Source organism: Microbacterium sp. UBA1097, from assembly GCF_002313585.1.
GTDB lineage: Bacteria > Actinomycetota > Actinomycetes > Actinomycetales > Microbacteriaceae > Microbacterium.
Window position 1 is genome coordinate 61,137 of the sequence record NZ_DCBW01000060.1, and the last position, 19,422, is coordinate 80,558.

Consider the following 19,422-nt stretch of genomic DNA (forward strand, 5'->3'; position numbering starts at 1 on the left):
GCGCTCGTCTCCCAGCCGCCGGGCGGCGGAGTGGGATGGATGCCGCGGCGGCCGCTTCACTAGGCTGACGCGCATGACAGCATCCGTCAGCACGGCACTGCTCACCGACCGGTACGAACTGACGATGCTCGATGCGGCCCTCCACGACGGCACCGCCTCGCGCCGCTGCGTGTTCGACGTCTTCGCGCGACGCCTGCCCGGCGGCCGCCGGTTCGGCGTCGTGGCGGGCACTGGGCGGCTGCTGAGCCTGTTGCGCGACTTCCGGTTCGGCGACGACGAGCTGCGTTTCCTGCGCGACGAGCGGGTCGTGGATGCCCAGACCCTGCGCTTTCTCGAGGAGTACCGCTTCACGGGGTCGATTCACGGGTACCGGGAGGGCGAGCTGTACTTCCCGGGGTCGCCGTTGCTGACGATCGAGGGCACCTTTGCTGAGGCGGTCATTCTGGAGACCCTTGCCCTGAGCGTCCTGAACTACGACTCCGCGGTAGCTGCCGCGGCGGCACGCATGAGCATCGCCGCCGGTGACCGGCCCCTCGCCGAGATGGGCTCACGGCGCACCGGCGAATGGTCGGCCGTCGCTGCCGCGCGGGCGGCATTCATTGCGGGATTCGGCGCGACGAGCAATCTGGAGGCCGGGCACCGGTGGGGCATCCCGACCATGGGTACTGCAGCGCACAGCTGGACGCTGCTCCACGACACCGAAGCCGACGCGTTCGCGGCGCAACTGCGGGCCCTCGGCGACCAGACCACACTTCTCATCGATACGTACGACATCGAGACGGGCGTGGACACAGCGATCAGGGTCGCCGGAACGGGGCTGGGCGGGGTACGGATCGATTCGGGGGACCTTCCGATCGTCGCGGCGCAGGTCCGGCGGCAACTCGATTCCCTGGGTGCTCACGACACGCGCATCACCGTCACAAGCGACCTTGACGAGTTTGCGATCGCCGCGCTGGCGGCATCCCCGGTGGACGCGTACGGCGTCGGTACGGCGCTGGCCACCGGTTCGGGCTCGCCGACGGCGGGCCTGGTCTACAAGCTCGTGGCACGCCAGGATGCCGGCGGTGCGTGGATCCCGGTGGCGAAGACCTCGACCGCCAAGGCGTCGCTGGGCGGGCGGAAGACGGCTTTCCGAATCCTCGAGCACGGAATCGCCCGCGAGGAACTCATCGTCGTCACCGAAGGCTTCGAGCACACCGAAACGCCGACGCCGCCGTCGAACGCCCGCGCCCTGCAGGTTCCGCTCGTCGCCCACGGCGAGATCGATGCAGCAGCCGAGGGACCCGGCGGAGTCAGCGCCGCCCGTGAACACCACGCACGCGTACGGGCCGAACTCCCTCTGACGGCTCTCGCGCTCAGCCGCTCGGAGCCCGCCCTCGAGACCGCCTACCAGACGGGCTGACTGCGTGAGCGGGTGGGCTCAGTTCTTCATCCGCTCGTAGATCTCTTTGCACGTCGGGCACACCGGAAACTTCTCGGGGTCGCGCCCGGGGGTCCACTTTTTGCCGCAGAGCGCCTTGACCGGCTTGCCGGTCAGAGCCGACTCGAGGATCTTGTCCTTCTTGACGTAGTGCGAGAACCGCTCGTGGTCCCCGGGTTCGACGGTCTCTTCGCGAAGGAGCTCTTCGAGCTCGCGATCGAGGGTCGCAAGTCCGCCCTGGTCGGGGCTGTCCAGCGGAGTGCTCATGGACAGTCAGTGTAGTCCGGGCATCCGGCCGCGGCTCGGGTTCTCGCGGCTCGAATGCCGCAGGAACAGCCGTTCAGAAGAGCCGTCAGGATGCCTCGGCGAACTCCATGATCCGCCCGGTTCGTCGGGTAAAGACCGCTGCCCCGATGGCGACGCCCAACACGAGCACGACAAGACCGGTAGCAACCCCCACCCACAGGGCAAGCGAGGCAGCCTCGATCGTGCGCGTGAGCGCGAGCCAGGTCCACCACAGGCTCGGTGCTGACACGGCGAGCGCGCCGATCATCACGAGGGCTTGGGGCACAGCTCCACTCGACCCGGTGCGCTGCGGCTGCTGGAACGGGCTCTCGCCCGGAGGTGTGACGGGGTAAGGCGACGCCGCCGAGGCGATACTCGACAGGCCGAGCCCCGAGAAGAACAGCGACGCGCACACGCCGACGATCGCCGGCGCGATCGCCCATCGCCCATGGAGGGCGACAGAGATCGGGATGCCGATGGCCAGCACGGGGATGGCGATGACCAGGATCGGAACGAGGCGCCCGACGCGGTCGGGCAAGCCCCGCAGGCCGCTCGCTACATGCATCCAGATCGCCGTCGAGTCGTACGCGAGATCGTTGTGGGGCAACCAGCCGAAGAAGAGCGCGACGAACAGGATCGGCACGAGCGCCGCGACGTTCGCGGGGACCCCCGCGATCAGGAGCGGCACGACAGTGGCCACCGCTGCGACGGGGATCACGAGTGTGTTCACGAGGTAGCGCCTGTCGCGCAGCCAATACACCAGGCTCCGAGCTGCGACGGCTCCCCCGGGGGTCCCCGGGACGACGCTGAACCAACCGAGTCCGCCCCGCTCGCGCGTGGTCAGGGGCTTTTCGATGCTCGAGAGGAAGTGACGCACTAGCGCGAGCCACGCAAACCCCAGCGCGACAACGGTTGCCAGAGCGATGATCAGGGCGAGAACGCCGGATGCGTCGCCCCGCGTGAACAACAGTGGGAACGCCCACGCAGCGCCGATGGGAGTGAAGCTCAGGATGTCGACGACCTGCTGCAACGGGCCAGGAACGGTGCCGCGCCAATCGAGGGACGCCAGGAAGACGCCCACCGGGACGACGATGACCAGTACCGCGACCAGAAGAAGGCCGGAAAGTTCTCGCGAGCGGCGATCACCGAAGATGATGCCGGCAACCCCGAGCGCGACGCGGGCAAACAGTACGCACGTCGCCACCCCAATCACAACGGCGATGATCGCCGCACCGACGGTGGCTCCGGCGGCGACCCAGACAACAGCCGCACACACCGCGAGGGCGGCCAGGCCCAGGACGGGGACGCTGAACAGCCCCGCGAGCGCGAGCGCTCCCGCGAGAGGCTCGGGAGCCAGGGCGAAGACACGGAATCGACGCGGATCGAGCGGATCGGTCACCGCGGAAACGATGGGCGCCACGGCGAAGGCGAGCGTGAGGGTCGCACCGCAGAAGATGGTGATGGCCCCGACAGCTGCGGTCGAGGACTCTTGTACGCGCAGCAGCGACCAGCAGGCGGCAACCGTCGCCGCCAGCAACAGCAGCGCACCGACGATTCCTCGCGTGACCTTCTGCGGATCTCCCCGGAAAGCACCCAGCAGCAGCGCGATCCTCAGTCGGAGAACGTGTGCAACCACTCGAGGCCCTCCAGCTCGCCCGCCCCGCCGACGAGTTCGACGAACCGCTCTTCCAAGCTGGCCTCGCCACGCACCTCGTCGATCGTGCCCTCTGCCACCAGGGAACCGGCGACGATCACGGCGACGCGCGAGCACACCCGCTCGACGAGCTCCATCCCGTGGCTGGAGAGGATCACTGTCCCGCCGTGCGCGACGTACGCCTGCAAGATGTCGAGAATCGCCGCGCTCGAGACCGGATCGACGGCTTCGAACGGTTCGTCGAGCACCAGGACGCGGGGCGAGTGGATGAGAGCACCGGCGAGCATGATCTTCTTGGACATGCCCGCCGAGTAATCCGACACGACCCGGCCGAGCGACTCTGTCAGATCGAACGCGCGGGCAAGGTCGATGGTGCGCCGCTCGACCTCGGCCGGCGGGAGGCCCCGCAGTGCGCCGTAGTAGTAGAGCAGCTGGCGGCCGGTCAGCCGGTCGAAGGTGCGGAACCGGTCAGGAAGCACACCCATGAGGCGCTTGGCTGCGACGGGCTTGGCCGCGGCATCCACGCCCGCGATCGTGATGTCGCCCGAATCGGCGCGGAGCAGGCCCGCGATGATCGACAGGGTCGTCGTTTTCCCCGCCCCGTTGGGCCCCACGATCCCATAGAAGCTGCCGACGGGGACCTCGAGGCTGATCCCGTCCAGCGCCTGCAGATCTCCGAATGACTTCCGGATGCCGCGCAGCACCAGCGCCGGCACCGGCGCCGCATCGTCTGCTTCGACGGGCACAAGGTCTGTCGACCCGGTGATCGTGGCTACTGCCTGCTCGGCAGCATCCACGGGGTCATCCGCCACAGCGTCATCTTCCGGGGCGGGCTCGTCTGCTGGGGCAGGCTCGTCTTGTTCCAGGGCTGCCTCGTCGGCGTCCGAACTGGAGATCTGGTCGACCTCATCCCGGGTCTCGCTCGCTGCGATGGATTCCAGCGCAGCCTCGAGCGCAGGATCGACCGGCGTGCCATCGACCGCGGCGTCCTCGGGCGCAGGGGGCGGCGTGCCCTCCGACTCAGAGGGCTTCGGTGCTGCGGCGGGGCGCTTCCGCGCAGTCGCGGGTCGCTGCGCCGCAGGGCGCCGTGGCGCGCGGGGACTGGAGCCCGACGTCTTCGAAGCGGGCGCGCGTGAACTGGAGGTCTTTCGCGGGGCGCGTGGCGCGCGCGGCGACGCGGGCTTCTTCGCGGATCCCTCCCCCGGGGTCTCGCCGGACTCGCCGGAGGACTCGTCGGGAAGATCCGTCGCCTCAGTCACCGCTCCAAACTATCAATCGACCTCCGCCTCAGCCCCCCGATGACACTCGATGCCAGGCGGATGCCCAGCCGGAGCGCTTAAGATCGCCCCATGGCCGACAAGGTCCATCAGATCCATTCGCTACCGGATGACGCCCCCTGGTCGGGTGGGCTCCCTCCGGAAGGGTCGGACGAGCACCCGATGTTCATCCGAGCGCTTGATCGCGTGCTGGCAATTCAGCGGCCCGTTGTTCTGGCTCATTTGCGCAGCATCCGCCTTCGCCAACCGAACGCGACCTCCGCGCAGATCATCCGCACTCTTGAGCGCCGGTACCTGGCCGCCGTGACCACCGGAGGCGCGGCAGTGGGGGCCACGGCTGTGGTTCCGGGCATCGGTACCGGCGTCACTCTCGCCCTCAGCGGGGTCGAGACCATCGGGTTCCTCGAGGCGACCACCCTCTTCGCGCAGTCAGTTGCGGAAGTGCACGGCATCCCGGTGTCCGATCCCAACCGCGCCCGTGCGCTCGTGCTGACACTGATGCTCGGCCAGGAAGGCGTCGACCTCGTCTCGCAGTTGGCGAACCAGGCGACCGGTCGCGGACCGACGCGCTCGACCTACTGGGGCGAGATGGTCACCAAGACGATCCCGAAGGCAGCGATGGGGCCGATCGTCGATCGCCTCAAGACCACCTTCGTCCGCCAGTTCGCCGCCCGGGGCGGCGCGTCCTGGATTGGCAAGGCTCTCCCGTTCGGCATCGGCGCGGCAATCGGCGGCGCCGGCAACCACATTCTCGGCCGGCGGGTCCTCACGGGATCCCGCCGAGCCTTCGGTATTCCGCCGCAAGCGTTACCCCCAGAAACCGAGCCGCTGCCGGGCGCCCGCCGTATCGAGCACTCGGCAGTTTCGGTCGCGCGCCGCGCCGGTTCTGCGGTGGGCACAGGCGTGGGGCGGGGCGCGAGCGCGATCGGCAGCAGTGTCTCGAAAGGAACGACAGCTATCGGCGGTGCAGCTCGAAGCATCACGCGTCGTCCCCGGAAAGGCGAAGACACACAAGCGACCGACGCCGCCCCGGAGTAGTCTGGGGCGGCGTCGGTCGGGCTCGCCAGGTCTGACGTGACCGAGCCTTAGGCCGTGCTCACGAACCGAGCTGTCCGAGCGTCACGTCCACCGTGCGGGTCTGACCGTCGCGAACGAAAGTCACTGTCGCGTCGCTTCCGGCCGCTGCAGCACGCACCTGGGCGGTGAGATCGGTCGCGTCCGAAATCGGCACACCGTTGAAGCCCGTCACGATGTCGCCGGCCTGCAGGCCGCCGCGCTGGGCCGCGCCACCGTCGGTCACGTCGGCGACGTAGGCACCGGTGATGGTGGAGCCCTGAATCATCGCGGCGTTCTGCACGCTCGCACCGAGCAGTCCGTGCGTTGCCGAACCGGTGTCGATGATCTCTTGCGTCACACGCTCGACGACGTTCGAGGGGATCGAGAAGCCGACGCCGATGGAGCCGGCCTGGCCCGAGGATCCGCCCGCGGAAGCGATCGCAACGTTGATGCCGATGAGCTTGCCGTCGGAATCGACCAGGGCGCCACCCGAGTTTCCGGGGTTGATGGCGGCATCCGTCTGAATCACCGCGATCGAAATCGTCTCGTTCGATCCCGTGCTGCCCTGGCGGCCCTGACCGAAGTCGAAGTAGAACGGCCCCTCGCCGCCCTGATCCTCGGAGTTGGGGTCGCTCTGGTCGGTGTCGGGCGCAGCAGCCGAGGAGATCTGGATCGAGCGGTTGAGTGCGCTCACGATACCCGTGGTCACCGTGTTCGACAGCCCCAGCGGAGCACCGATCGCGACGGTCTGGTCACCAACGTTCAGATTCGAGGAGTCGGCGAAATCAATCGGCGTCAGATCCTCGGCGCCCACGAGCTTGATGACGGCGAGGTCGTAGATGGGGTCGGTGCCGACGACGTCAGCATCGTAGACGCGCCCGTCTGACGTGGTGACGCGAACCGTCGCGTCTGCCGTCGCGCCGTCAAGGGTGACGACGTGCGTGTTCGTGACGACGTAGCCGTCAGAGGTCAGGACGACCCCGGAGCCCGTTCCGCCGCCGCTGGAGGAGCTGGCCTCGATGGTGACAACGCTCGGAAGCACCTTGGCCGCGATCCCGGTCGTCTGCGTCACAGAGGACGTGTCGTTCACCGTGACACTTGCAGGTCCGGATGCTGTCGTCACGGTGTCGGGAGCAAACAGCGAAACGCCGGCGTAGGCACCCCCCAGGCCGGCGGCACCGCCCACGAGGGCGGCGGCGATGATGATCCCGGCAACCTTGCCCGCGCCGACCTTTGCGCGCGGCGCCGCCGTCGTGGCGGGAGCGAAGGCGTAGTTCGGGGCAGCTGCAGGGGAAGTGTAGGGAGCCTGCGCGTAGGGGGACTGCGGGTGGTGGGTTCCAGCCGCGGGGGGAGCCCACGTCGGTGAGGCACTCGCAGCCGGGGACACCCCGGGGGTCGGCGGCAGCGGTTCCGTCGGCTGTGTGGACTGCGTCGACTCAACCGGTGTGGCGGCGGGGGCGGTCGCGTGCGCGGAGGCGTCAGCGCCCTGCGCGGCTTCCCTGTTCGCGGTCTCGGCGGCGCCCTGCGGGTCGACGGAATCTGCGGTGTTCTCGGTGCTCATGGATGCTCCTTCCAAGCACCATCAACGGTGCCGCCGGATGCTGTGTGAATCCTATGGCTCAGTCGGGAGCGAACTATGCAGTCGTGATGCTCTCGTTCGACGCCGCCCCGCGACACCGGTCACGGGCGCGGGATCACGTCGAACCGCCGCAGCCGAAGCGCCGGATTGACGCGCCGCACGCGATCTATGACATCCGGATCCACGTAGCCCACAGCGACATCCGTACCTGTGCCGACACCCGCGATCGCCACACCTTGGGGGTCGAGCACGACCGAGGCCCCGACCCCGAGCGGTGGCGGATGGTCGGCAGCCGCAACGAACACCGTGTTCTCGATCGCGCGGGCCGCCAACAGCGTCTGCCATTGGAACTCTTTGAGCGGACCTCGCACCCAGGCTGCGGGGACGACCATCCCCTCCGCCCCGGCATCCACCAGGGTTCGGGCGACCTCCGGAAACCGCAGGTCGTAACAGGTCATGAGACCCCAGCGCAGTCCGCCCACGTCGAAAGTCTGGGGTGGCACGAGCTCGCCGGCCTCGACCCAATCAGACTCCCGCTGCCCGAACGCATCGTAGAGATGAAGCTTGCGGTACACAGCGAGAACTCCCTCAGAGCCCACCGCAACTACCGCGTTGCGCACCTTCGCGGGGTTGGTCGCCGTTTCGATGAGTCCTGCCACGACCACCGTGCCGGTTCGCTGCGCTGACTGCTGAAGAGCCGCGATGAACGGTCCATCCACGGGCTGCGCGTGCCGGGCGAGCGTCTGGTCGAACGGGTCGACGAAGTAGCTGGAGTACTCGGGGAACACGACGAGGCTCGCACCGCGGTCAGCTGCCACATCGACCATTCGATCGATCTGACGCGCATTGGCCTCGCTGTCGGCAGACGGCGCGAACTGCGCAATTGCCACGGGGACTGCCGGTGCCGGCATCCGGGTCATGAGCGGTCCGCCTTTCGAGAATGGTGCCTGCGCAGATACCCCGGCACGACGAGCCACAGGATGACGACGGCGGCACCGAGGGCGGCCGCTGCGATCCAGGCCGGGTCGAAACCGAGCACGACGTCGAACACGAAAGCCACGACACCCACGAGAAGGAGACCGACGGTCCCCAGGGCACCGACGAGCGCGCGGTGTCCGAAGATCACGACGTCGGGCTTGGCGAGCCTGCGGAACAGGCTGCGGTGCATCGCGACCGGCGCCAACGCGATGATCGCGCTCAGAGCCGCGAGCACCAGAAGGCCGAGGTAGAAAGCGCGTTGCGGATCGGTGAGGTCACCGAATGCCGGCTGGAATGCGACGGCGAGGAGAAATCCCGTGAGGATCTGCGTGCCGGTCTGGAGCACGCGCAACTCCTGGAGCACATCATCCCAGTTGCGGTCGGCGCGCTCACTGGGCGTCTCGGATCGCCCGTCGGGCCCGGCGTCGGCGCCGGGCGCCGTCCGTAGGTCGCCTCGGGATGTCGTCATGCGGCAATCCTCCCCGGCCGGCATGAGTCGAGGCAACCGGGGCCCCACCTCGCTAACCCAAAGATGCGAGGCCGTGGGAACCGTGCTAAGGTTGATCCTTGTGCCGCGGGGTGGAGCAGTTCGGTAGCTCGCTGGGCTCATAACCCAGAGGTCGTAGGTTCAAATCCTGCCCCCGCAACCAAGAGAAGGTCCCGGATCGACAAGATCCGGGACCTTCTGCATTGCCAGAGACCCCCACCGCAGTGAGCTCAGGCGGGGTCGATCGCCTGGCTCACATCGGTCAAATACCGGCCGATGAGCCTCAGCTCATCCTCCGTGTACGGCTCGGTCACCCGACGCATCTGCTCGAGGTGCTCGGAGAAGTGTTTGAAGAAGGTCGCCCGCGAGTGCGCCGTCAACGTCAGGATGAGTGCACGGCGATCCCTCGGATGCGGGTGGCGCTCGATATAGCCGGCTCCCTCAAGTCGGTCCAGCAGTTTCGTCGTCGATGCCGTCGATATCCGCAGGTGCTTCGCGATGTCGTGCGGACTGACGGACTCGCCCCGCTGCTCTCGCACGATCATCATGCGCAGGGCCGCGAGATCCGTCGCGTTCATGTCCATGTCGTCTTTCATGCCGCCGTTCATGCGGTCCATGGCATCATTGAGCGCACGGATGCTCAGCAGAACGTCCAGCACAGCCTGCTGGTGTGGAGTCTGCGGAACCCACGGCGTGGTCATGATGGACACCCCTTTCCACTCCTTGTTATCATCGGACGGGAGATATTGCTAGCTAAGCTAGCGATATAGGAGGAGGAATAATGACGGATGGTGACCATGTGGTGTTGCTGGATGACGATGGCAACCCGGTAGGCACCGCCCCGAAGAGCAGTGTGCATGGCACCGAAACCGCACTCCATCTCGCTTTCTCGTGCCACATCCTCAACGCCGAGGGGCAGGTGCTCGTTACCCGACGAGCACTCGACAAGAAAACCTGGCCCGGCGTCTGGACCAATTCCTTCTGCGGTCACCCGAGGCCCGCAGAGCCACTCCTGTCGGCAGTGCAGCGACGCGGTGAGTTCGAGCTCGGCATCCACCTGACCGACATCGAGCTCGCGCTTCCGCTTTTCCGCTACCGCGCCGTCGACGCAGGCGGAATCGTCGAAAACGAGATCTGCCCGGTCTACATCGCACGCACCGATGACGAGGTCGCTCCGAATCCCCTCGAAGTCGTCGAAGCCCGCTGGGTAGACCCCGAAGAGCTCGGCTCGTCGCTGGCAACCACGCCCTGGGCCTTCAGCCCCTGGCTCGTGCTGCAGTCCCAGCAACTCCGCATCTTCGAATCCCCGCAACTGCAGCGACGAGCCTCATGATCCCAGACGCCGCCCGATTCGCCGTCGACACCGCGATCGACGAGGCACTGGCGCGACTGGCAGCCCGGGCGACGAAACAGGGAGAGTCGATGTCGGCGCTCACCGCCGCGGTGAGCACCGCGACAGCCGGCGGAAAGCGACTGAGACCACAGCTGGTCGTGGCATCCTTTCTCGCCGTCGGCGGTGACCTCGAGCGTGCCCCCGGCCTGTCGTCTGTGGCCGCAGCATTCGAGTTGCTACATAGCGCGTTCGTCATCCACGACGATGTCATCGACCACGACGTGACCAGGCGCGGCGTGCCCAACGTGGCGGGCCGTTTCCGCATCAGAGCAAAAACCCAGGGCGCAGATGCGAAAGGCGCGGCGCTGCTGGGGGATGCGGCCGCAATTCTCGCCGGTGACCTCCTTCTCCACGAGGCGACCCGGATGGTCGCGCTTGCCGACGTGCCCGACATGCAACGCACACGACTGCTCGACCTCCTGGACGATGCCGTCTTCGTCTCGGCGGCTGGTGAACTCGCCGACGTCGAAAACAGCGTGACGCCCGATCTCGCGGAACAGGCAGAGATCCTCGCCGCCACTTACAACAAGACAGCGGTGTACTCGTTCACCGCGCCGCTCTGCGCGGGCGCGATTCTGGCCGGCGCGCCCTCGACGTGGATAGCCGACCTTGAACGCATCGGCGGCTCACTCGGTCTCGCGTTTCAGCTTGTGGACGATCTCATCGGCGCGTTCGGCACGGCAGAGCAAGCTGGCAAGGATGCCGGAAGCGACCTGCGCGAGTCCAAGCGCACGCCTCTCATTGCGCTAGCCCGCGAGAGCGCGCAGTGGCCGCTGGTCACCAGCACCCTCGCCGTGGCACACACCGGACCGATCGCGGTGCGGCACGCCCAATCCGCACTCGAAGCCAGCGGAGCCCGCGAGCGACTGCATCAGCTCATCGCCGAGAACCTGTCGGATGTGCGCCGACGCGCCTCCCGTTCGACTCTCCCTCCCCGCGCGGTGACCTTGGCAGATACGCTCGCTGCGGCAGTGGAGGAGCGCATTCCGTGAGTCATCAGCCGACGGGCATCGCCCTGTACGACACGGCAGCCGACGACGCCGCGGCGGCCGTGATCGCGGCGTACTCGACCTCGTTCGGCATGGCCACACGCCTGCTCGGGCCGCGGGTGCGCACGCACGTGCGCAACATCTACGCCCTCGTCCGCGTCGCTGACGAGATCGTCGACGGCCCAGCCATCGAAGCGGGTTTGGATGCCGCATCCGCCGAGACGCTTCTCGATGAACTCCAACAAGAGACGATGACAGCGATCGGTCGCGGCTTCAGCAGCAACCTCATCGTGCACGCCTTTGCGCGAACAGCCCGCGAATGTCTCATCGGAGCAGACCTCACCGATCCGTTCTTCGCCTCGATGCGAACCGACCTCACGGTTGCCTCACACGACGACGCCTCCCACGACTCGTACGTCTACGGATCGGCCGAAGTCGTGGGGCTCATGTGTCTGCAGGTGTTCGTCAACGCCGGCCAAGCTTCCCCTTCGGGCCCCACTCCCGAACTGGTCGACGGAGCCCGGCGCCTCGGCGCTGCCTTTCAAGACGTGAACTTCCTACGCGATCTCGACCACGACGAGGCCGCGCTCGGACGCGACTACCTCGGAATCACGACCGGCGCCCACGACCGGGTCGCAATCCTCGACCGCATCGATGGGGATCTGGCCGCGGCAGCAGCCGTCATCCCCCATCTGCCCCCGGATTGCCGCCGAGCCGTGACCGCAGCGCACGACCTGTTCGCCGAGCTCTCGAGACGGCTCCGCGCCGACCCCGCACCGACCGCGCGGGTGCGGGTGCCCAATATCGTCAAGGCCGGACTCATCGCCCGCGCCCTCGTCGGAGTAGCACCACGCCGAACCAGCCCGTGAGCGCGGCCTTCCCGGTCACGTCGCCCCTGAATCCGCCCGCCCGAGGAATGAGGACTCCGCATGAGCGAAACAGCTAGCGCACGACCCGCAGCCCCCCGAACGGATGCCGACCGCGCGGTCGTCATCGGGGGTGGCATCGCGGGCCTGGCCACCGCGGCCCTCCTCGCGCGCGAGGGCTGGGCGGTAAGCCTGTTCGAGGCTCGCGAGCAGGTCGGCGGGCGCGCCGGCGTCTGGGAGGCTGACGGATTCCGTTTCGACACCGGACCGAGCTGGTACCTCATGCCCGAAGTGTTCGACCACTTCTTCCGGCTGATGGGCACGACCACCGCCGAACAGCTCAACCTCGTGCGCCTTGACCCCGCCTACCGCGTCTACAGCGAGCCGCCGGCCGGCACCGCAAGCGATCCGATTGACATCCGCTCGGGTCGGGAGCTTTCCACCCAGCTGTTCGAGAGCATCGAACCGGGTGCGGGCGCTGCCCTTGCCGAGTACCTCGACTCGGCGAAGGATGCCTACGATTTGGCGGTCACCCGGTTTCTGTACGACACGTATGAGACGACGGCGGGTCTTCGCGACCCGGCGCTGCTGCGCCGCGTGCCGCAGCTCGCTCCGCTCTTGACCACGACGCTTTCGCGTCACGTCGAACGCCGCTTCAGCGATAAGCGCCTCCAGCAGGTCCTCGGGTATCCCGCAGTGTTCCTCGGCGGGTCTCCGTACGGAGTGCCGAGCCTTTATCACCTCATGAGCCACCTCGACCTCGCGGACGGCGTGCTCTACCCGCAGGGAGGGCTCTATGAGGTCATCCGTGCCGTCGAGCGAGTCGCGCGAGGGGCAGGCGTGTCCATCGAAACGGGTGCCGAGGTCACCTCGATCGTCACGACGCCCACCGCAGGCGGACGCGCGCAGGCGACCGGAATCACGCTTGCCGATGGACGCCGCGTGGATGCCGACCTCGTCGTCTCGTCGGCAGATCTGCACTTCACGGAAACCCAGCTGCTTCCCGAGCCGCTCCGCACCTACCCCGAGCAGTGGTGGGAGAAGCGCACTCCCAGTCCCGGTGCACTCCTCCTGCTGTTGGGAGTCGAGGGCGACCTTCCGCAGCTCGCCCACCACACGCTGTTGTTCACCGAAGACTGGCGCTCGAATTTCGATGACATCTTCGGGGAGCACACCCGCATCCCCGACCCGGCATCGATCTACGTCTGCAAGCCCTCCGCGACCGACCCGACAGTCGCCCCCGAGGGCAGCGAGAACCTCTTCGTCCTGGTTCCCATTCCCGCGGACCCGAGCCTCGGACACGGCGGTGTCGACCGCGGGGGTTCGCCGCGGATCGAAGCCGCCGCCGATCGTGTCATCGCACAGATCTCCCAGTGGTGCAACATCCCCGATCTTGCCGAACGGATCACGGTCCGGCGCACTATCGCACCGGGCGACTTCGAACACGACTTCCACGCGTGGCGCGGTAACGCGTTGGGCCTTGCCCACACTCTGCGCCAGAGTGCGGTCTTCCGCCCGCGGAATGCATCCAAGAAGGTCGACTCCCTCGCTTACGCCGGGGCCTCGGCCCTGCCGGGGATCGGGCTGCCGATGTGTTTGATCTCAGCCGAGCTCGTCGTCAAGCGCCTCCGCGGTGACCGCTCCCCCGGGCCGATCGCTGAGCCGGCGGCTGTCTGAGATGCCGGGTCTGTATCTCCTGGCGATCCTGGTTTCTGCGGCGGGGATTGCGGTGATCGACGCGCGATGGCGGCTGGCAGCCTTCGCGGCGCCGGTACGGACGCTCGCGGCCGTCGGGATCGGAGTGATGTTCTTCCTCGCGTGGGATGCCGTCGGCATCCTCACCCGCGCGTTCATCAAGGGCGACAGCGGCCTGTTCATCGGGATTGATCTCGCACCCGAGCTTCCCCTGGAAGAGCCGTTCTTCCTCGCGTTCCTGTGTTACCTCGGGCTCGTGATCTATGCCGGTGCGCTCCGCTTTATCGACTCCCGCGCCACGCGGTCGAGCAAGGACAGGGCGGTGAACGAGCGATGACGTACGCACTCATCATCATTCCGTTCGCGCTGTTCACTCTTGTGGTGACGCTGCTGTCGGCGACCCAGCCCGGCATGAAACGGCGGATGCTGGCATCGACGATCAGCGCTGCTGTCCTCGTGGTCCTTACCGCAATCTTCGACAACGTGATCATCTCTGCCGGGCTGGTCGCCTATCCCGAGGGCACCTCGAGCGGCATCCGCATCGGGGTCGCACCGATCGAGGACTTCTCGTACGCGATCTGCGCCGCGTACCTCGTGCCTGCCGTCTACGTCCTGTTGCCCAAGGCTCGCGCGGGGGTCGACCGTGAACACCGCTGAACCGGCGCTCGGGCCCGGCAGAGTGATCCGCGAGCTCTTCGTCTCGTCGCGGCCGGTGAGCTGGATCAACACGGCCTATCCCTTCGCGGCGGCCTACCTCCTCACGACCCGCCAGGTCGACGCGACGTTCGTCATCGGCACCCTGTTCTTCCTCATCCCCTACAACCTGGCGATGTACGGGATCAACGACGTCTTCGACTACGAATCGGACCTTCGCAATCCACGCAAGGGCGGCGCGCACGGGGCAGTCCTCGATCGGCGGATGCACCCCATCACCCTGTGGGCTGCTGGGCTCTCGTGCGCCCCGTTCGTGGTCTACCTGGCCATCGTCGGGTCACCGCTGTCGTGGGTGATCCTCACGCTGAGCCTGTTCTTCGTGGTGTTCTACAGCGCTCCACCGCTGCGCCTGAAGGAGCGACCCTTCGCCGACTCGATCACCAGCAGCATCCACTTCTTCTCGCCCGCCGTCTACGGTCTCGTGCTCGCCGGAGCTACCTGGACGTGGCAGCTCGGACTCATCATCGTGGCTTTCGGCCTGTGGGGAGTCGCCTCACACGCCTTCGGTGCAGTGCAGGATGTCGTCGCCGATCGGGAGGCGGGGATTTCGTCGATCGCCACAGCCCGAGGTGCGCGATGGACGGTCTGGTTCGCTCTCGTCTGCTACGCCCTGTCGGGACTGGTCATGCTCGGCACGGCCTGGCCCGGCCCGCTGGCAGCGATCGCAGCAATCCCTTACCTCGTCGCAGTGTGGCCCTACCGGTCGATCCGTGACGCCGACGCCGAACGCGCAACCATCGGATGGCGCCGATTCCTGTGGATCAACCAGTTCGCCGGCTTCGTAGTGACGCTGCTGCTGATCTGGTGGTGGATTCTCACCGCCTGAGCGGGGCTTACTGCCCGCCCAGGGCGATGAGCTGCTCCACTGCCGCCGTCAACCGGGCGTCAGCCTCGGCGAATGCCGTGAGGTCACCGGCCTTCAGCGCCGCATCCCGGTCCAGCATGGCCTGCTGGGCCTCCTGCAGCGCCGCCTGGTAGGCGTCGGTCGGCTCGGTCGGCGTGCTCGGCGTCGTTTCAGTCGGCGTCGGCTCGGGCGTCGGCTGCGTTGTGGCGCCCGGCGTGGGCGTCACGTCGCTGTCGCCGCCGGTGGCACCGGCGTCACCGCCGAACAGGGCATCGAGAGCCTCAGACAGGGTGTCTTCGAACGCGATGTCGTTACCGAACGAGACGAGAACCTTCTGCAGGGTCGGAAGCTTTGTCGCTCCCGAGGACTGCACGAACACCGGCTGGACGTAGAGCAAACCGCCACCCACCGGCAGGGTGAGCAGGTTACCGTTCAGGACGTCGGACTGCCCCTGCTTCAGCAGGTTGATCTGCGACGAAACCAGCGGGTCGGCGTTGAACGTGTTCTGCACCTGGCCGGGGCCTGGCACCGTGGTATCGGCGGAGATGACCAGCATCCGCAGCTTTCCGTAGTCATCCCGCGGAGTCCCTGCGGCGTCGCCGGCGTTCGAATCCACGGCGAGGTATCCCATGAGCACGTTTCGTGCGTTGCCAGCCTCGGACGAGGGAATGAACGTCGTGAACATCGAGTATGTCGGAGAGGTCTGACCCGGCATCTGCATCGACAGGTAGTACGGGGGCTGGAGCTCGGAGTCGTTTTGCGGGTCGTTCGGCGTCTCCCAGGCGTTGTCGCGCTGGTAGAAGGACTGCGCATCACCGACGTGGTACACCCCGAGGATCGCGCGCTGCACCTTGAACAGATCGGTCGGGTACCGCACGTGGCTCATGAGATCTGCCGACATGTCGGAGACCGGCTTGAGCGTCGAGGGGTAGACCTTCTGCCACGTCTGCAGCACCGGATCTGTCTCGTCCCAGGCGTACAGCGTCACCTTTCCGTCGTAGGCATCGACGGTGGCCTTCACAGAGTTGCGAATGTAGTTGATGTTGTCGAGACCGAAGCGCTGCTGCGCCGTGTTGGAGTCCGAGATCGCCTCCTGCAGGCTCACCGTCGAGGAGTACGGGTAGTTCGCGCTGCGCGTGTAGCCGTCGATGATCCACACGATGCGACCGTCGACGACGCTCGGGTACGGGTCGGAGTCCAGCTGCAGATAGGGCGCGACCTTCTGAACGCGCGTCGCCGGGTCCCTGTCGTACAGGATCTGCGATTCCTCGTTGATGTCGTCCGAGAAGAGGATCTGCTCGGATTGGAACTTCAGCGCGTAGATCAGGCGGCTAAAGACGCTCCCGACGCTCGGGCCGCCGTTGCCTTCGAACGTTGTCTTGACGTCGCCAGAGCCTTCCGAGGAGCCCGTCGGATAGTCGAGCTCGATCGGCGCTGTGCCCTCCGGCGCACCGACGATCGAGTACTGCGGCGACATCTCACCGAAGTACACGCGCGGCTCGAAGTCTTCCTGGTCGGAGAGGAACCCCGAGGCAGGGATGCCGCGCTCGAGGAAGACCGGCTCGCCCTCGGTGGTGCGGTCGTTGCCCTTGGCGACGACGAGCCCGTACCCGTGCGTGTAGATGAGGCTGGTGTTCTGCCAGGTTTGTGCCGCGGCATCCAGCTGATCGACATCGAGCTCGCGCACCGAGACGATCGTGTCCTGGGATTGTCCGTCGATCTCGTACCGGTCGACGTCGAGCGGATTGTGGAACTGGTAGTACGCCCGGTACTGCTCGAGCTGTCGCACGGTCGGCGGGATGATGGCGGGATCCATGATCCGGATCTGCGCCGTCGTGGCGGCATCCGAACGCAACTGTCCGGCTTCGGCGTCAGTTGCCGCCGAGAACTCCATCTGCTCGAGACCACTGACACCGTACGCGGCCTTCGTGGCGTCGATGTTGTACTGGTAGTACTGCGCCTCGTAATTGATCTTGTTCGGGGTCACCTGGAACGTGTTGACCACCCAGGGATAGCCGATACCGACAACGACGGTGGCGACCACGAGCACCGCGGTGGCCACCAGCGGATAGCGCCACCGGCCGATGATGGCTGTCACGAAGAAGAGGATCGCGACGACGATCGCACTGATCGCGAGGATCGACAGACCCGGGATGACGGCGTTGGCGCTGGTATACGCGGGGCCGGTAATGCGGTCATCGTTCTGCACCATCAGCAGGTAGCGATCCAGCCACAGGCTCACGCCCTGCACCAAGACGTAGAGTCCCGCGATCACGGCGATCTGAATGCGGGCGGACTTCGAGATGCGCAGCTCGCGCTGCCCGACCCGGACGGCACCGTAGAGGTAGGACACGACGACGGTGACGAGCAGGCTCACCAGCAGGACCGCCGAAACGAAGCCCAGCAGTGCGCTGTAGAACGGCATCGCGAACATGTAGAAGCCGGTGTCGAGATTGAAGATCGGATCCGTCACGTCGGTAGTGACGCCGTTGAGCCACAACCACGTCGTCTGCCATTGCGTGGAAGCGGCGAAACCAGCGAAGAACCCGAAGAAGACAGGGATACCCCACATCGCCAGGCGACGCAGCGGCTCGACGACCTCCTGGTAGCGATCCAGCTGCGAACTCAATCGCACGTAGACCGGTCGCAACCGGTAGGCCAGCTGAATGGTGACCCACAGCGGAACGGCCATCCCGAGGAAACCGACGACGAACATGATCACGCGGGCCACCCACTGGGTGAGCAAGACTTCCTGGAATCCGAGCTGGTCGTACCACAGCCAGTCTGCGTAGAGGCTCGCAAAGATGAAGAAGCCGACGACGAGCGCGGCGATGATCGCGAGCGATATGGCGAGGATGCGGCGGGACGGCGAAGGCGTGGCCCTGTTCGGCGCTGAGGTCGTGGTCACCGTTTCATCCTAGGCGGCCGCTTCTGAGCGATCGCCGTACAGATGCCCTGATCCTGTTCGCTCTCAGCGACCCCGCCGACCGGTTCCCCGACTCACTGGCACGTCGGAAGCTGCGACAGGTCGCCGTCCGAGCTGATCGCGTCGAGGACGCTGAGCGCGTCATCGAGGGTCGCCACCGAGAAAACCTGCAGGTCACCGGGAATCTCATCGACGACCTCCGGACAGTTGGCAGCCGGAGCGAGGAAGTAGTCGGCATCGGCGCGCAACGCCCCCCACATCTTCTGTTGGATGCCGCCGATCGGTCCAACGGTCCCGTCAGCGGTGATCGTGCCGGTGCCCGCAATGTTCTGGCCACCGTTGAGGTTTCCCGGCGTCAGCATGTCCATGATCCCGAGCGCGAACATCATCCCGGCGCTCGGGCCACCGACATTGTTCAGCTGGATCGTCACGTCGATCGGGAAGTCGTAATCGGTGATGAGCGTGATCCCGATGATCCACACTGTCTCGTCGTTGACCGTGGTTGCAGCCGGCGTGACCTCGACCGTCAGTGGTTCACCATCCCTCAGGATGTCCAGGCTCAGCGGCGCCCCGCCGTCCTGCTGCACCTGCTCGCGCAAGGCAGCGGCGTCAGTCACGGGCTCACCGTCGGCGCGCAGCACGACATCGCCCTCTTCCAGGATGCCGTCCGCTGCAGCATCCTCGCCGACCGAGACGACAGTGACCTGCGTGCCGATGTCGTAGCCGAGCTCGGTCAGTGCCGCAGCCGTGGCTTCCTCTTGGGAGTCGACCATGAGAGCGGCTGATTGCTCGCTGCGCTGCTCGCTGGTTTGGCCCTCGGGAAAGACAGCCTCGATCGGGACGACGGCGCGGGAGGGGTCGAACCACGCAACAGCAAGGTCGAACCATGACGGCCGACGCTCCCGGCTTCCCGCGATCTGCACGGTCAGCAGGTCCAGGGCGCCGGAGGTCGGGTACGTCTCGGCTCCCGAGATCTCGATGAGCGGAACCTCTTCGCCGTCGCTCGTGCTGACGGTGCCGAGCGTGTTGTACACCGGACCGGGAAGCTCGATGACGTAGGCGGTGGGCAGGAACGACATCGCCAGCAGTGCCAGCAGCGCGACTACCAGCGCCCACAGTCCCACCCGCGTCCGGCGACTGATGGGTGCCCGCCGGGCAGGCGTCACCGATACGTTCTCGTCGAACAGCGCCACGTCATCCTCTCGGCCGTCGTTCGCGACCGGCGTAAGGCGATTCAGGTGGGGCCCGCGGGTGCGATC

General features: G+C 66.8%; 18 protein-coding genes and 1 tRNA gene. 10 read left to right on the top strand and 9 right to left on the bottom strand.

The window, feature by feature from the left end; genetic code table 11:
* Positions 1–73 precede the first annotated feature (73 nt).
* Positions 74–1,402 carry a nicotinate phosphoribosyltransferase gene (locus B4F19_RS14275; protein WP_292735824.1) on the top strand — a complete coding sequence of 443 codons (1,329 nt, stop codon included), beginning with the start codon at positions 74–76 and terminating at the stop codon, positions 1,400–1,402.
* Between the two features lie 18 nt (positions 1,403–1,420).
* On the opposite strand, the gene B4F19_RS14280 is transcribed toward B4F19_RS14275, so the two are convergent.
* The 3 genes from B4F19_RS14280 to B4F19_RS14290 all read right to left on the bottom strand — a co-directional run bounded on the left by B4F19_RS14280 (position 1,421) and on the right by B4F19_RS14290 (position 4,618).
* Positions 1,421–1,687, bottom strand: coding sequence for a DUF3039 domain-containing protein (locus tag B4F19_RS14280; RefSeq protein ID WP_228177136.1), 267 nt, complete (start codon positions 1,685–1,687; stop codon positions 1,421–1,423).
* Between the two features lie 85 nt (positions 1,688–1,772).
* The gene (locus B4F19_RS14285) at positions 1,773–3,341 is read right to left on the bottom strand and encodes a hypothetical protein (protein ID WP_228177135.1); all 1,569 of its coding nucleotides are present in this window, start codon (positions 3,339–3,341) and stop codon (positions 1,773–1,775) included.
* Entirely contained in the window at positions 3,317–4,618 is a 1,302-nt protein-coding gene (locus B4F19_RS14290) for an ABC transporter ATP-binding protein (RefSeq protein WP_292735827.1), read from the bottom strand. The genes B4F19_RS14285 and B4F19_RS14290 overlap by 25 nt, the downstream gene beginning before the upstream one ends.
* Before the next feature lie 90 nt (positions 4,619–4,708).
* Between B4F19_RS14290 and B4F19_RS14295 the strand changes: the two genes are divergently transcribed.
* Positions 4,709–5,674, top strand: coding sequence for a hypothetical protein (locus tag B4F19_RS14295; protein WP_292728814.1), 966 nt, complete (start codon positions 4,709–4,711; stop codon positions 5,672–5,674).
* A 58-nt stretch (positions 5,675–5,732) separates the two neighbouring features.
* Here B4F19_RS14295 and B4F19_RS14300 read toward each other — a convergent pair whose 3' ends face one another.
* From B4F19_RS14300 to B4F19_RS14310, 3 genes are all read right to left on the bottom strand, one after another.
* Entirely contained in the window at positions 5,733–7,253 is a 1,521-nt protein-coding gene (locus B4F19_RS14300; RefSeq protein ID WP_228177133.1) for a trypsin-like peptidase domain-containing protein, read from the bottom strand.
* A gap of 119 nt (positions 7,254–7,372) precedes the next feature.
* On the bottom strand, positions 7,373–8,182 hold the full coding sequence (locus B4F19_RS14305; protein ID WP_228177186.1) for a carbon-nitrogen hydrolase family protein: 810 nt from the start codon (positions 8,180–8,182) through the stop codon (positions 7,373–7,375).
* A 5-nt stretch (positions 8,183–8,187) separates the two neighbouring features.
* A complete protein-coding gene (locus B4F19_RS14310; protein ID WP_292728811.1) occupies positions 8,188–8,718 on the bottom strand; it encodes a DUF6328 family protein in 531 nt (176 codons plus the stop codon).
* Between the two features lie 104 nt (positions 8,719–8,822).
* On the opposite strand from B4F19_RS14310, the gene B4F19_RS14315 reads away from it, so the two are divergent.
* A tRNA-Met gene (locus B4F19_RS14315) sits at positions 8,823–8,899 on the top strand.
* 67 nt (positions 8,900–8,966) lie between these two features.
* Here B4F19_RS14315 and B4F19_RS14320 read toward each other — a convergent pair.
* Positions 8,967–9,437, bottom strand: coding sequence for a MarR family winged helix-turn-helix transcriptional regulator (locus B4F19_RS14320; RefSeq protein ID WP_292728808.1), 471 nt, complete (start codon positions 9,435–9,437; stop codon positions 8,967–8,969).
* Positions 9,438–9,517: 80 nt separating this feature from the next.
* Here B4F19_RS14320 and idi point away from each other — a divergent pair, with 80 nt between their 5' ends.
* From idi to B4F19_RS14355, 7 genes are read left to right on the top strand one after another with little or no spacing between them, the layout of a single operon-like run.
* A complete protein-coding gene (idi, locus tag B4F19_RS14325; RefSeq protein ID WP_292735829.1) occupies positions 9,518–10,069 on the top strand; it encodes an isopentenyl-diphosphate Delta-isomerase in 552 nt (183 codons plus the stop codon).
* Positions 10,066–11,121 (top strand): polyprenyl synthetase family protein, encoded by a 1,056-nt coding sequence (locus B4F19_RS14330; RefSeq protein ID WP_292735832.1) that lies wholly within the window; start codon positions 10,066–10,068, stop codon positions 11,119–11,121. Before idi ends, B4F19_RS14330 begins: the two co-directional genes overlap by 4 nt.
* Positions 11,118–11,987 carry a phytoene/squalene synthase family protein gene (locus tag B4F19_RS14335; protein WP_292735835.1) on the top strand — a complete coding sequence of 290 codons (870 nt, stop codon included), beginning with the start codon at positions 11,118–11,120 and terminating at the stop codon, positions 11,985–11,987. The genes B4F19_RS14330 and B4F19_RS14335 overlap by 4 nt, the downstream gene beginning before the upstream one ends.
* A gap of 60 nt (positions 11,988–12,047) precedes the next feature.
* Positions 12,048–13,661: a phytoene desaturase family protein gene (crtI, locus tag B4F19_RS14340; RefSeq protein WP_292735837.1), complete on the top strand. Its 1,614-nt coding sequence runs from the start codon at positions 12,048–12,050 to the stop codon at positions 13,659–13,661.
* 1 nt (position 13,662) lies between these two features.
* Positions 13,663–14,016: a lycopene cyclase domain-containing protein gene (locus tag B4F19_RS14345; RefSeq protein WP_228177126.1), complete on the top strand. Its 354-nt coding sequence runs from the start codon at positions 13,663–13,665 to the stop codon at positions 14,014–14,016.
* Positions 14,013–14,336: a lycopene cyclase domain-containing protein gene (locus tag B4F19_RS14350; protein WP_228177125.1), complete on the top strand. Its 324-nt coding sequence runs from the start codon at positions 14,013–14,015 to the stop codon at positions 14,334–14,336. The genes B4F19_RS14345 and B4F19_RS14350 overlap by 4 nt, the downstream gene beginning before the upstream one ends.
* Positions 14,323–15,219, top strand: coding sequence for a prenyltransferase (locus B4F19_RS14355; protein ID WP_228177124.1), 897 nt, complete (start codon positions 14,323–14,325; stop codon positions 15,217–15,219). Before B4F19_RS14350 ends, B4F19_RS14355 begins: the two co-directional genes overlap by 14 nt.
* A gap of 7 nt (positions 15,220–15,226) precedes the next feature.
* Here the strand turns inward: B4F19_RS14355 and B4F19_RS14360 are convergent, their stop codons facing one another.
* Entirely contained in the window at positions 15,227–18,145 is a 2,919-nt protein-coding gene (locus B4F19_RS14360) for a UPF0182 family protein (protein ID WP_292735841.1), read from the bottom strand.
* Between the two features lie 92 nt (positions 18,146–18,237).
* Positions 18,238–19,356, bottom strand: coding sequence for a YlbL family protein (locus B4F19_RS14365; protein WP_292735843.1), 1,119 nt, complete (start codon positions 19,354–19,356; stop codon positions 18,238–18,240).
* Positions 19,357–19,422 lie beyond the last annotated feature (66 nt).

Bases quoted from the DNA above. Each gene is read 5' to 3' on its own strand.
- B4F19_RS14345 (WP_228177126.1), top strand. From the start codon at position 13,663: ATGCCGGGTCTGTATCTCCTGGCGATCCTGGTTTCTGCGGCGGGGATT.
- idi (WP_292735829.1), top strand. From the start codon at position 9,518: ATGACGGATGGTGACCATGTGGTGTTGCTGGATGACGATGGCAACCCG.
- B4F19_RS14330 (WP_292735832.1), top strand. From the start codon at position 10,066: ATGATCCCAGACGCCGCCCGATTCGCCGTCGACACCGCGATCGACGAG.
- B4F19_RS14320 (WP_292728808.1), bottom strand. From the start codon at position 9,437: ATGACCACGCCGTGGGTTCCGCAGACTCCACACCAGCAGGCTGTGCTG.
- B4F19_RS14310 (WP_292728811.1), bottom strand. From the start codon at position 8,718: ATGACGACATCCCGAGGCGACCTACGGACGGCGCCCGGCGCCGACGCC.
- B4F19_RS14300 (WP_228177133.1), bottom strand. From the start codon at position 7,253: ATGAGCACCGAGAACACCGCAGATTCCGTCGACCCGCAGGGCGCCGCC.
- B4F19_RS14350 (WP_228177125.1), top strand. From the start codon at position 14,013: ATGACGTACGCACTCATCATCATTCCGTTCGCGCTGTTCACTCTTGTG.
- B4F19_RS14280 (WP_228177136.1), bottom strand. From the start codon at position 1,687: ATGAGCACTCCGCTGGACAGCCCCGACCAGGGCGGACTTGCGACCCTC.
- crtI (WP_292735837.1), top strand. From the start codon at position 12,048: ATGAGCGAAACAGCTAGCGCACGACCCGCAGCCCCCCGAACGGATGCC.
- B4F19_RS14295 (WP_292728814.1), top strand. From the start codon at position 4,709: ATGGCCGACAAGGTCCATCAGATCCATTCGCTACCGGATGACGCCCCC.
- B4F19_RS14275 (WP_292735824.1), top strand. From the start codon at position 74: ATGACAGCATCCGTCAGCACGGCACTGCTCACCGACCGGTACGAACTG.
- B4F19_RS14305 (WP_228177186.1), bottom strand. From the start codon at position 8,182: ATGCCGGCACCGGCAGTCCCCGTGGCAATTGCGCAGTTCGCGCCGTCT.